This window comes from Pseudoalteromonas sp. FUC4 (genome assembly GCF_008370255.1).
GTDB lineage: Bacteria > Pseudomonadota > Gammaproteobacteria > Enterobacterales > Alteromonadaceae > Pseudoalteromonas.
The window spans coordinates 522,701-535,893 of the sequence record NZ_SEUI01000002.1 but is presented as its reverse complement, the minus strand read 5'-3'; the positions used below and the strand labels follow the sequence as shown (position 1 = coordinate 535,893).

At 39.9% G+C, this 13,193-nt stretch carries 11 protein-coding genes and 1 pseudogene; 5 read left to right on the top strand and 7 right to left on the bottom strand.

Annotated features, from left to right (window positions below; translation table 11 throughout):
* Positions 1–10 precede the first annotated feature (10 nt).
* The 6 genes and pseudogenes from EU510_RS08380 to EU510_RS08355 form a co-directional block, all read right to left on the bottom strand.
* Positions 11–412: pseudogene (locus EU510_RS08380) on the bottom strand (transposase); the annotation flags it as partial.
* A 382-nt stretch (positions 413–794) separates the two neighbouring features.
* Positions 795–1,454, bottom strand: coding sequence for a DsbA family oxidoreductase (locus EU510_RS08375; RefSeq protein WP_149593095.1), 660 nt, complete (start codon positions 1,452–1,454; stop codon positions 795–797).
* Between the two features lie 114 nt (positions 1,455–1,568).
* A complete protein-coding gene (locus EU510_RS08370; RefSeq protein WP_149593094.1) occupies positions 1,569–2,789 on the bottom strand; it encodes a M24 family metallopeptidase in 1,221 nt (406 codons plus the stop codon).
* A gap of 101 nt (positions 2,790–2,890) precedes the next feature.
* Entirely contained in the window at positions 2,891–3,499 is a 609-nt protein-coding gene (locus EU510_RS08365) for a flavin reductase family protein (protein ID WP_149593093.1), read from the bottom strand.
* A 9-nt stretch (positions 3,500–3,508) separates the two neighbouring features.
* Positions 3,509–4,231, bottom strand: coding sequence for an SDR family NAD(P)-dependent oxidoreductase (locus EU510_RS08360; RefSeq protein ID WP_149593092.1), 723 nt, complete (start codon positions 4,229–4,231; stop codon positions 3,509–3,511).
* Positions 4,228–4,626 (bottom strand): thiol-disulfide oxidoreductase DCC family protein, encoded by a 399-nt coding sequence (locus tag EU510_RS08355; protein ID WP_149593091.1) that lies wholly within the window; start codon positions 4,624–4,626, stop codon positions 4,228–4,230. The genes EU510_RS08360 and EU510_RS08355 overlap by 4 nt, the downstream gene beginning before the upstream one ends.
* Positions 4,627–4,746: 120 nt before the next feature.
* On the opposite strand from EU510_RS08355, the gene ppc reads away from it, so the two are divergent.
* Complete coding sequence (gene ppc, locus EU510_RS08350; protein WP_149593090.1) at positions 4,747–7,392, top strand: phosphoenolpyruvate carboxylase; 2,646 nt, start codon at positions 4,747–4,749, stop codon at positions 7,390–7,392.
* Positions 7,393–7,528: 136 nt separating this feature from the next.
* Entirely contained in the window at positions 7,529–8,455 is a 927-nt protein-coding gene (cdd, locus tag EU510_RS08345; protein ID WP_149593089.1) for a cytidine deaminase, read from the top strand.
* Positions 8,456–8,553: 98 nt separating this feature from the next.
* Here cdd and udp read toward each other — a convergent pair whose 3' ends face one another.
* Entirely contained in the window at positions 8,554–9,309 is a 756-nt protein-coding gene (gene udp / locus EU510_RS08340) for a uridine phosphorylase (protein WP_149593088.1), read from the bottom strand.
* A gap of 464 nt (positions 9,310–9,773) precedes the next feature.
* Between udp and EU510_RS08335 the strand changes: the two genes are divergently transcribed.
* The 3 genes from EU510_RS08335 (at position 9,774) to EU510_RS08325 (ending at position 13,151) form a co-directional block, all read left to right on the top strand.
* Positions 9,774–10,883 (top strand): arginase family protein, encoded by a 1,110-nt coding sequence (locus EU510_RS08335; RefSeq protein ID WP_149593087.1) that lies wholly within the window; start codon positions 9,774–9,776, stop codon positions 10,881–10,883.
* A 129-nt stretch (positions 10,884–11,012) separates the two neighbouring features.
* The gene (locus tag EU510_RS08330) at positions 11,013–11,702 is read left to right on the top strand and encodes a transporter substrate-binding domain-containing protein (protein WP_149593086.1); all 690 of its coding nucleotides are present in this window, start codon (positions 11,013–11,015) and stop codon (positions 11,700–11,702) included.
* 147 nt (positions 11,703–11,849) lie between these two features.
* On the top strand, positions 11,850–13,151 hold the full coding sequence (locus tag EU510_RS08325) for a hemolysin family protein (RefSeq protein WP_149593085.1): 1,302 nt from the start codon (positions 11,850–11,852) through the stop codon (positions 13,149–13,151).
* The last annotated feature ends 42 nt before the right edge of the window (positions 13,152–13,193 follow it).

Here is a 13,193-nt window from a genome sequence, read left to right as displayed (position 1 = left end):
GCAGCAAGCGCTAAAACTCACTTTCCACCGCAAATTTTAACAGCGGTGATCCCTTACTTTTCAATGCAGTTAAGTAAGTTGATTCATCGTAGGGCGTATGTGTTGTCCAGCACCTAAATAGGATTCGTATCCACTTAAATGCCAATGTTCTGATGATGGTATTATGAGGTTTTCCTTTGGCTTCTTGCTGCCGATAATATGCTTTTGCCCAAAATGAATAGCGCACAGATAATCCTGCCCATTCCACAAACGTTTGCCTTAAAAACTTAGTGCATGAGTACCGCCAGTGTATCCATTCCTTTTTGCCACTGCGTTCGGTTACTGGAGCAATGCCTGCGTATTTTTGTATGTCAGCGGCGCACTTATAGCGGTCACGATTTGACCCCATTGCGGCTAATAATCGAGGTGCTAATCCCTCCCTGCCAAGCTAGTTGTCTAATATTGAATATTCGTTGGGTTTCGCTACGCTCTATCCAACCTAAGTGTTTAACTTAAATATTTACGCAGACGAAAATCGTGTTGCCTGAGCGTTGTGCCCTTCAGCCGAAATTAGTTGAACACTACAGATACCCATTCTAATTTTTATACAGTGAAGTTCATCTACGAGAATATTAGAGGCTGTGTTAAAGATAAATGACTTGTGATGTTTCGAATAATCATGCGCATTTAATACTGTATGTTGACGATAAAATATCAAATAAGTTTATAGTAAGGTGATTATTACTCGCTTACTTATACGCAACAGAAAAGGCTGCAATAAGCAGCCTTTTTTAGTTTTAAACTTTATTTGTATATTAAGCGTCTTGTTTGGCTTCTTCTTCACTAATTTGTTTTAGTGCTTGAATGAATGAGTCGCTTGGTTGTCCGCCAGTAAGTGCATATTTATCGTTTATGATAAACGTAGGTACTGAAGTAATCCCCATTTGTTTAAAGCGGTCTTGCTCTTGGCGTACGTCTTGTACGTATTTGTCTGAATGTAGAATACCGCGCGCAGTTTCTTTATCAAGACCTACTTTTTTAACAACGTCGAGTAGTGCTTCTTCTTGATTTAAGTATTTTAAATCAGTGAAGTGCGCTTCAAAAAAGGCAAGTTTTAATTCGGTTTGCTTACCTTCTTCACGTGCCCACATTAATAAACGATGCAAATCAAAGCTGTTGATCATGATGCGTTTGCCATCAAAATTAAAGGTAAACCCAGCACGCTGACCGGCTTCGAACATGTTTTTACGATTTTCGTCGCCTTGCTCTTCACTTAAGTTGTACTTTTGCATTAAATGTTCGTTTAAGTCTTGACCTTCAATTGGCATATCTGGGTTTAGTTCAAAAGGATGCCACGTAATATCTGCGCTCATTTCGTCTTTGAGTTGCTCTAATGCAGTTTCTAGGTTTTTATAACCCACTACACACCAAGGGCACATTACGTCTGAAACGATATCAATTTTAAAGTTTTTCATATTTATCCTTTTGAGGATTGCTTTGGTATAACAGGGGATATTGGGATGAACTGCACTTTATCAATACCAAACTAAAAAGAGCAGCTAAACAGCTGCTCTTGAAGGAATTCAGTTTTAAGCGTTAAGCCCAAATGGGTCGTCAATGCTATAACTTGGTTGTGTAAACCAATGAGGGCCGTTGTCGGTCATATAAAAGTGATCTTCTAAACGCACGCCAAATTCATCAGGTATAACTAACATTGGCTCGTTACTAAAGCACATGCCTGGGGCAAGTGGGGTTTTATCACCGCCAACTAGGTATGGCCATTCATGAATGTCTAGCCCAATGCCGTGACCCGTTCGATGCGGGCAACCCGGTGTTTGGTACTGCGGGCCTAACCCTTGCGCTGCTAAATAGTTACGTGCGCCAGCGTCTACGTCTTCGCAGGTAGCACCAATTTTAGCGGCATTAAACGCGGCCATTTGCGCTGCTTTTTCATGATCCCAAAACATACGTTGGCGCATTGTTGGTTCGCCAAATACATAGGTACGGGTTATATCTGATAGGTAATCGTGTACTTTACAGCCGGTATCAATTAGTACCATATCGCCTTTTTTAAGTATTTGGGCATCTTTAACACCGTGCGGGAAAGACGTTGCAACACCAAATAAAACAATACAAAAATAGTTACCTGGTGCACCTACTTTTTGGTGTGCTTGCTTAATAAAGGCTTCTACTTCGGTGGTGGTTATTCCCTCATAGAGCATGCTTGCTGTGGCTTGATGTACGGCTAAGGTCATGTCCATCGCGCGTTGCATTAAGCTAAGCTCATGAACTGATTTATGCATGCGGCAATGCGCCGTTACAGGTTGTGCGTTTATGAGTGTTAAACCCGTTTGCGCTTTATTAATGCCGTCGAATATAAAAAATTGTGCGCTTTCATCAATGCCAATGGTTGCGTTTTCATTAATGTTTAACTTTTTTAATACTTCGACAAAAAGTGCATAAGGATTTTCGTGCTCTTGCCACCCATGAATAGGCCCCTCTATTACTTTAAACCCGTTTAGTGAACCAATTTCGAAATAAGGCGCAATGTATTGTACTTCACCAAGGGCGGGTAATATCGCGCCAACCATGCGCTCGCTCGCGTACCATTTCATGCCTGTAAAGTAGGTAAGGTTGGTGCCAGCGTTTAAATAAATTGCATCTATGTTGTTTGCTAGCATATACGCTTGCGCCTTGGCTATGCGCTCTAAATGTTCGTCAGCTGCTATAGGGGTCAGCGTTAGCGTCATATTACTTAAACTTGCCAACGCTTGCTCGCTTGATTGTGTACCTATACCTATGGTGGTCATGTTTTTCTCCTTGGATTTTTAGCTAGTGTGATTAATACCAAGGTAAAATTCAATGTTATGCGATAAGAGGCTATTAGTTTAAAGCCTCTTAAAAAGGCATATTATTTTTTAGCGTACGGTAAACGCGTGAGTTTATTACTTGTGTGGTAGCTATCAAGCCCTGTTACTGCCACGGTTTCAATAGCCTGTAAATCTAAAAAGCCATCACTTTGAAGTGCTACTTCATCTAAATACACATCAGTGATTTCACCTATTACAAGCTCTGTGCCATTGATGGCTAAATGTTGGTTTTCTACAAATTTAACCGAGTACTTTAAGCGGCTTTCTTTAACAAAAGGCGCTGCAAAGTCATTTAAATATTCGGTCGTTAAACCTGTCGCTGTAAATTCCGACTCGCCTTTATTGTAGCGGGCTGATGTTTGATGAGCTTGCTTATAAATAGCCTTATTAACCTGGTTAATGGTGTAACTACCAGTTTCGATTATGTTTTCGAACGTATGGCGAGGCACGCTATTTGGGCGCATTATCATCCCAACTAGCGGCGGGTGAGCACCTAAATGAATAACTGAGCTAACAATGGCGAGATTAGTATTGCCTTGTTTGTCTTGCGTGCCAATTAAGTTGGCGCTTTTAAAACCCGAAAGCGAATTAATTAAATGAGTACGGGTATGTTTTTCAAGTGCGTTTATGCGTTCTTTAGTAAAATGCATTAAAGGTCCTTACCACGGTATGGTTTCGCCTTGCCAATCTAAGTAGGCAGGCTCACCATTGAGTTCTAAATGAGGGTTATTAAAAGTAAGTGTAAAAAGCTGCTTGGCTACAAATTCAGCTGTAAAGAGTTTTCCAGCAGGTACGTTTTTTTGAAATGGCTTTGAAAGCGCAGTATCAGTAGTCCCTGGGTGAAATAAAACGAGCTTGGTATTTTTAGCTCTGCGTGCAAGTTCAATCGCTGCGGTTTTAAATAGCATGTTAAGAGCAGCCTTGGAGGCGCGATACGTATACCAACCGCCTAATTTGTTGTCGTTAATGCTGCCCACACGTGCACTGAGTGCTGTAATAGTACACTGCGTTTTGTGTGTTAAAAGAGGCAAAATACTCTGCAAGCAAAGTAGGGGAGTTAGGGTGTTTGAATTTAGAAGTTGGCTAAAATACTCAGCATCTAAATCCTCCAGCTTTTTTTCAGGCATATGGGTTTTGTTGTGCAGTGTACCATTGAATATAATAACTTGTTGTATATCGGCATTTTGCTCTTTCAGGTAATTAGTAACACGCGCTAAACTTTGTTTTGTGTAGTCAGTATGCAGGTGGACAACACTTGAACCAGATTCAATACTTTTTGAACTAATACAAACAATCTGATGAGTAGGCGTATTTATTTGTAGATGTTCTACATATGCGTTTGCTATGGCACTGCTTGCGCCGAATAAAACAATGGTTTTCATTTATCACCTTTTGCTTTTAGTCCACATTGGCCGTTACTGCACTGAGTATTTGGCATTAAAAAGCGACTGATGGGGTGCCTATACTTAGCAAATAACAGGTATCCGCAGTCAGCGAAGAAGCGAATTATTGGCAAGCGAAAAATTTTCAACCAGCCGTGTTTACCCACTATTTTCCATGCTTCGTACGTTACATCAAGCCCGTAAATCATTTCACCTGATTGCTTTTGGGCTTGCAGGTAGTTCATTGCTTTGTCTTTATCAACATACGAGTATCGTTCACTAAAGTCGCTCGCGTTAAGATCTTCAAGCGTGATTAGATTTTTAGAGTCTGCGTGTTTTAGTTGCTGCATTTCGGTGCTGCAAAGAGGGCAGTTTCCGTCGTAAAAAATGATCATGTAATTGCTTTGTGATTATTTTATATATACTTTTTTACGACAAGACATTGCAAATGGATCTATTAAATATCTCTTCATGATGATATTAATAGTGTCCTACGAAACAAAGGAGAATGAGAAATGAGTGAACAATATGCCGCCTTGCGAGGTAATGTAAATTTACTTGGGCAATTACTAGGACAAACTATTAAGGATGCTCAAGGCCAAGCTATTTTAGATAAAGTAGAAGAAATTCGGGCTTTATCTAAATCATCTCGCAGTGGTAATGAAGACGACAGACAAGCGCTAATAGATGTTTTACATGCGCTTAGTGATGAAGAGCTTTTGCCGGTTGCCCGTTCATTTAATCATTTTTTAAACCTTGCTAATGTAGCAGAACAATTTCATACCGTTTCGCGTTTTAATGACGTTGGCCTTGGTCAACAAAACCCTCTCACTCAAACATTAAAAACGTTAGTTACAAAAGCAGAACAAGGCCAGCTAGATAGTAATCATTTGGCCGAAACACTCTCAAAACTCCACATAAACTTAGTATTAACCGCTCACCCAACCGAGGTGACGCGCCGTACTATCATTAATAAACATGTTGAACTAAGTGATTGCTTAGCGTCGCTTGAGCGAAAAGATACCTTACCGCTAGAGCGAGATGCTATTTTAAATCGTATTGAACAGCTTATTAGCCAAGCTTGGCATACCGACGATATTCGTCGCTCTCGGCCAACGCCAGTTGATGAAGCTAAATGGGGTTATGCGGTAATCGAAAACAGTCTTTGGCACGCTGTTCCGCGCTTTTTACGTGAATTTTCAGCCAATGTTAAAGAGCAATTAAGTTTAGAGCTACCAAAAGATTACAGCCCGATTGAGTTTACATCTTGGATGGGTGGAGACCGTGATGGAAATCCATTTGTTACATCGCAGGTTACAGCAGAAGTGCTTGACCATGGTCGTTGGATGGCGCTTAACTTATATATTCAAGATTTAAAAACGTTATGCGCTGAATTATCTATGTCAGACGCCAGTGATGAGCTTATTGAGTTGGCAGGTCAAGACTTTGAACCATACAGAGCGGTGATCAAAAAGCTTAAAAACCAAGTTGCAGAAACAGTAGCTCATCTTGGCGCTAAAATTAAAAATAAGCGTAGCGATTCACAAGATTTAATTACCGATATTAATCAGCTTAAACACCCTGTAGAGGTCTGCTATCGCTCGTTATTAAAGTGTAATATGAAAGTCGTTGCTGATGGCTTATTGCTTGATTTACTGTACCGTATTAATAGCTTTGGCTTGCGTTTAGCTAAACTCGATGTGCGCCAAGATTCGTCTCGTCACAGCGATGTTTTTTCTGAGCTGACTCGTTATTTAGGTTTAGGCGACTACAACCAATGGCAAGAGCAAGATAAACAAGCTTTTTTACTTACTGAACTTAACTCTCGCAGACCGCTTATTCCAAAACATTGGCAACCAAGCCCTGATGTTCAAGAAGTGCTAGACACCTTTGACGTTATTGCTAAGCAAGACGAACAAACATTTGGCTTATATATTATTTCGATGGCGCGAACAGCATCAGACATTTTAGCAGTACAACTATTGCTAAAAGAAAGCGGCTGTAGCTTTGATTTACCAGTAGCACCATTGTTTGAAACACTCGACGATTTAAACGCAGGCAGTGATGTAATTACTACATTACTTGATAATGTTTGGTATCGCGGGCACATTAAAAACACCCAAAATGTAATGATTGGTTACTCTGATTCTGCTAAAGATGCCGGCATGATGGCAGCAGGTTGGGCCCAGTACGAAGCAATGGATAAACTAGTACAACTTGCTGATGAACGTGGTATTGAACTTATTTTATTCCACGGACGTGGTGGCACAGTAGGGCGTGGTGGTGCACCTGCTGCACAAGCACTGCATTCACAACCACCAGGCTCATTAAAAGGTGGTTTGCGTGTAACCGAGCAAGGCGAGATGATCCGCTTTAAATTTGGTTTACCCGATGTAGCACTGCAAAGCTTAAATATATATGCAGGCGCAGTACTGCAAAGTAACTTGTTACCGCCACCGGAGCCAAAACCGCAGTGGCGCGAAGTAATGAAGCTTATAAGTGAGGAGTCGTGTGAGCACTACCGTAATGTAGTTCGCCATGATGAAAACTTTGTACCTTACTTTAGAATGGCAACACCTGAGCTTGAGTTGTCTAAGTTACCGCTTGGCTCGCGTCCTGCAAAACGTAATCCTAATGGTGGCGTTGAAAGCCTGCGTGCTATTCCATGGATTTTTGCGTGGAGCCAAAACCGTTTAATGCTTCCTGCATGGTTAGGTGCGTTAACAGGCTTAAAAGCTGCGCTTAATAAGTACGGCGCAGAAACTCTAAACGAAATGAGCTTACAGTGGCCGTTCTTTAGATCGCGCCTAGAAATGCTAGAAATGGTATTTAGTAAAGCCGATTGCTGGTTGAGTGAGCATTACGATAATGCGCTGGTGGAAGATATGTACAAACCACTGGGTGTAACGCTTCGTAAAGAGCTTCAAGAAGCTATTAGCTTGGTGCAATCACTTAGCCCACAAAAAAGCCTACTAGCCGAACAACCTTGGATTAAGGAGTCGATTAGTTTGCGTAATCCGTACACCGATCCACTTAACTTACTACAGGTTGAGCTTTTACGCCGTGCTCGCTCAGAGGAAAAACGCAACGAAGGTGACATTGATAATGCGTTAATGATCACTATGACAGGTATAGCTGCAGGTATGCGTAATACTGGCTAATACTTTATTTTGTTAGGTATACCTATTGGTATTAAAAGGGAGCACGCGATGTGCTCCCTTTTTTTGCGTTAAATAGGCTGGTATTTAACACCCTAACCTTTTAAACTACTTAGCCATTGAATAATTAAAAAATGTTATGGCTTCAGCAACTTTTACTGTACAGCAAGATACAGCACTTACAAATTCGCACATCACATTAAACGTAGCGCAAACAGCGTCATTACGTAGTCAGTTAAAATCACAACGTGGCATATTAAATTCTAGTAATATTAAAGCGTTATGCGCTCAACTCAATGTGTCTGATGATGCATTACTACAAGGTTTAGTACCTTTAGCTTCTGAGTATGCTGTTGCGCCAGTGTCAGATTTTCATGTAGGCGCAATTGTTAAAGCACTTGATGAAAACGGTGAGGTAAGTTTTTACTTTGGTGCGAATGTAGAGTTTGATCATCAAGCATTGAGTTTAGTGGTTCATGCAGAGCAATCGGCTATAAATAACGCTTGGTTAAACGGCGCTAAAAAAATAGTTAAAATAGCAATTAGCGATGCACCGTGTGGGTATTGCCGCCAGTTTATGAACGAACTAGCTGATGCGAAAGAGTTTGATATTTTACTTCCTGATCAGCAATTTAAACTTGCTGAATTACTGCCGCATTCATTTGGACCTACCGATTTAGGTAACGAATTTAGCTTATTTAACCCAAAACCACAGCAAGGTAAGTTTAGCTTTGATGGCCTTGATGAAACCCTTGCACGTTTTGCACTTAATGCGTATGTGCCTTACAGCCAAAACTTTAGCGCCGTAAAAATAAGTACATTTAGTGATGGTGATTTTTACGGAAGTTACGCAGAAAACGCAGCATACAGCCCAAGTTTATCGCCACTACAAAGTGCACTAAGTCAGTTCTTTTTAGCTGGGCTTAGCTTTAATGAAAGTACCGTAAAGGGAATAACATTACTAGAAACAGCGGGTCGTGAAAACCAGTCGCAAGTAGCAAAAGCTGTGCTTGCCAGTTTTGCGCATTTACCAGCACTTAAAGTAATTAGCGCACCCCTTAAATAGTGGCTTGCATACAATAAAGCACAGCCGGAGCTGTGCTTTATTAAAGCGAGTTATTCTATCGAATTAAATAACTCACTAACTAAGTGCTATAACCTGTATTAATCAAGTAATACTTTAGCTGCTTCTAATACTACTGCTACAGATTTACGCTCAATTTCACCGTGGTCTACATTTGGTATTTCTTGGCGAGTACGGTTAACAAGTACACCAGCTACACAGGCTGCTTGTAATCCAAGGGCTGCACACATAGTAAATAATGTTGCTGATTCCATTTCGTAGTTCATCACGCCCAGTTTTTGCCACTCTTCGCAGCTACCTTTTAGTGATTTAGGGACGTAACCAGAGTGCGTATCGTAACGCTCTTGCCCTGGGTAGAATGTATCGCTTGAAGCAGTAATACCAATATGGAAATCGATATTTAGGTTTTTACATGCTTGTACCATAGCTTGTGTTGCATAAAAGTCAGATACAGCAGGGTAGCTAAGAGGTGCAAAATGTTGGCTAGCTCCATCTAAACGGACAGACGCTTGGCTAATTAAAATTTCGCCTTCGTTAATGTGTGGCTGAATTGCACCGGTTGTACCAATACGTAAAAATTTACGCACGCCAAGTTGTGCTAATTCTTCTACTGCAATGGATGTAGATGGACCACCAATACCGGTAGAACATATAACCACTGAGTGGCCGTTTAATTGACCTAAATAAACATGAAACTCGCGAGTTTGAGCAAGGCAGGTTGGGTTGTCTAGGAACTGAGAAATACGCGCTGCACGATCTGGGTCGCCCGGTACAATCGCAAGTTTTGCACCTTTAAGATCGTCAATACATAGTCCTAAGTGAAATACCTTTTCCATAGCTAAGCCTTTTATAATAATTTGTTGTCAATCTAGCATGATTGCTAGAAACGTTTATCAAGTACAGGACGATTGTCCGTTTTATCTTAACTCTTCCAATAAATCCTTAATAATTTTAAGGGCTAATTTGATTTATTCACCAACTATGAATATTCACTCATGTACTTATATACCTAGCCTTGTTGCGCTGTTGACATGTTCAAGCAGACATAATAAGTATCACTCAAGCGCGTAACTACAATTAAAGTGATGATTACAAAGCTTCGCTAATATCAAACAAATTCAATGATTTAAGTTTGTAGTGAACCCGTAATAGCTAACGTGTTTACTTATATTAAGCACTGACTTATTTAGCGAAGTGGCATTTATTTGAAGTTTAGGCACTTTTAGTGATTTTGCATAACTAATCAAAAGTAATCAAAACTAATTAGCTACGTACAGAATAAAAACTGAAGGAGTTTATTATGAGCACACAATTTGAAGCATTTAAAAACAAAGTTGAGCACTGTTTGTGCGCACCAGGCGATGGCGTATACACAGTAAATACTGCAAAAGAGCGTAAAGCCGCACTGCGTAATAAACTTTACGGACAAACTGAAAACGTTGATAACTTGTGGCGCGAGTCTTTAAACGAATTACCAAACTCACCACATAAAGCCGTTATGTTAGGTATTAGTTCAGACTGTGGCGGTGGTATTTTACGCGGCGCAAACTGGGGACCGTTGTTTGTGCGCTCAGCATTAATTGATCAGCAACCGCAGTGTCATTCGTTTGATTTAGGTGATGTTCGTGTAATTCCACATTTACTTCATGACAAATACCTAAATGATGCAACCATTTCTAATTGCCAAAAAGCCTTATATGGTGATGAAGATAACGACTATTACGTAAGCCCGTTATCAATCACTGAAGATGTGTGCGACAGTTTTTACGCAACGTTTAAAGACAAAGGGTTATTTGGTATAGGTGGCGATCACTCAATTAGTTACCCACTTACTAAAGCGTACTTAAAAGCAAAACGTGAGCAAGGTAAGCGCACTGCTATTATCCATTTTGACGCGCATACCGATTTACTTGTGGAGCGCTTAGGTATTGATTTATGTTTTGGCTCGTGGTGTACACATATTTTAGAATTTTTACCGGCGCCACATCATCTAATTCAATTTGGTATTCGTTCAAGCGGTAAACCAAAAGCGCATTGGGAAAGCACTTTTGGTATAAAGCAGCATTGGGCTGCTGAAATTATAGAACGTGGTGCTAAAGCGGTTGCTGCCGATGCAATTGCACAACTAAAGGCAGATAACGTAGATGAAATATACGTAAGCTTTGATATTGATGCGCTTGATGCCGAGTTTGCATCTGCCACAGGTACGCCAGAGCACAACGGTTTAACGCCTCAGCATGCGCTTGATATTTTATCAGCTATTGCGGATGAGTTCCCGATTACGGGTGCAGATATGATGGAGATAGCGCCATTTACCGACAGTTCTTTAGTGGGTCAATCAAGCTCTGAAACAACACTTAGAGAAGGCGCTAAAATTTCAGCCTTTTTAATTAGTGCGATGAACAAGTAAGCTGTAGAGGCTATAGATAATAGCACTATCAGCGTATAAGTGTGCATTACATGACTAAAAACTAGCAGTTCAAAAAGCCTCAGCTATATTTATTAAATACATATGATGAGTTGGTTGAGGCCTCGCTAGATGAAATTGTTGATCTTTTTATTGTTCATTAGCTGCATTAAAGTTGCTGCAACTGAAATTACAATAGTAACGGAAGTATTTCCGGATTTTCAGTATATAAATGAAGACAATAAACTCGTTGGCCGTTCTGTCGATAAAGTTCATAAAGCGCTACAAGGGTCAGGTATAAACTACACTATGTTGGCGCATAGTTGGGCTATATCTTACAATGCAGCACTACGTGATAAAAACACCTGTATATTTTCTATCGTACGATTACCTAATAGAGAAAGTAAGTTTAAGTGGGTAGGTGAACTGGAAAGTTTTGACTCTGCAATTTATGGTCTAAAGTCCAGAGGTATAAAGTTAAATACTCTAAATGATGCTAAAAAATATAAAATAGCAGTACTGCGTGATAACTTTAGTCATCACTATTTGCTTGAAAGGGGCTTTAGTGAGAACAAGCATTTACTACTCATCGATAGCCTAGACAAAATAGATAAACTCATAAGTACTCGTCACCATATTCTTGATTTTGTTGTTCTTAGCAAAAAGCAATTTAGCTATCGAATAAAAACAGAGCCTAAGCTTGAGCTACTCGAACCATTACTTAATTTAAATACAACTCAGTCTCCGTTATTTTTTGCCTGTAATGTAAATATGGATCCGGCTTTAGTTTCTCAATTAAAAGCCGCCTTTAATAAAATTTAAGCACTCTAAACTCCCTGTTTTACCTATTAACTAATTGAAAAGTCATAGCTTAAATATATTTCGTAAATTTAAATTGCTGCGTTTAAAAAACCGATTATAATCCAGCTGCTTTTTGTTTAAAAAAGCGCTAACTTATTGGAGCGTTAAATGGGTGATTTAATCGGGATTAGCTTGTTGATCTTGATCAGTGCGTTGTTTGCTATGTCAGAAATAGCAATTGCAGCGTCGCGTAAAATAAAACTGCGAGTTATGGCAGATGAAGGAAATATAAAAGCAGCAGCGGTATTAAAGCTACAAGAAAATCCAGGGGCTTTTTTTGCCATGATCCAAATAGCACTCAACGCGATTGCGATATTGGGTGGTATCGTGGGCGAGCAGGCTTTATCGCCTTATGTTGAAAGTGTTTTAGTGCTTTTTTATCAAGGTGCACACTTAGAAAAAATTAGCTTTTTATTCTCATTTTTTACTATTACATCTCTGTTTATATTGTTCGCCGATTTAATGCCAAAGCGTTTAGCGATGATCATGCCAGAAGCAGTCGCTGTTAGAGTTGTTACAATAATGCGATGGGTAACTTTTGCCTTAACTCCGCTAGTGATGTTTTTTAATGGGGTAACGAACTTTGTGCTGCGCTTATTTAAAGTGCCTGCAGAGCGAGAAGACAACGTTACAACTGAGGACATTGTTGCCATGATGGAAGCGGGTGCCGCATATGGTAGCTTACAAAAGCAAGAGTATGAACTTATTGGTAATGTGTTTGACCTAGAAGCGCGGTTTTTATCAAGCGTAATGACGCCACGTGACCAAATTGTCTATTTTGATTTAAACGAATCTAGCCATGATATTGCGACCAAAATTATTGACCACCCTCATAATCACTTTTTAGTGGTGTCAGGAAATTTAGATAAATTGCATGGCTCTGTTGAATCTAAAGATATTTTACGACAAGTTTTAAAAGGCGAAGCCGCCAATATAAACGATGAGCTGATAGATAAAGATGTTTTTTACTTACCGGAAACATTAAGCCTATCAGAGGCTTTAAATGCGTTTAAAAGTGCAGCAAGGCCATTTGCTGTTGTTGTAAACGAATACGCGCTTTCGGTAGGTATTGTAACGGTAAAAGACTTAATGAAAGGGTTTATGGGTGACTTAATCACTCATCAAGGTGATGAATTAATTATAGAGCGCGATAAAAATTCATGGCTTGTAGATGGGTTAACTCCAATTACCGATTTAGCAAAGGTACTTGATATAGAAGAATTTCCTGATCAGATGCACTATGAAACTGTCGCTGGCTTTTTAATTTACAATATGAAGCGAATCCCTAAACGCGCTGAGCATTTAACTTTTTCAGGCTTTAAGTTTGAAGTTGTTGATGTTGAAGGCATTAGAGTAGAGCAGTTGTTGGTTTCAAGGGTTGTTAATTCACAAAGCGACAATCCTCTTTAAAAATAAGGTAGTTGTTATATAGATAGCCAAGCTGTATTTGCT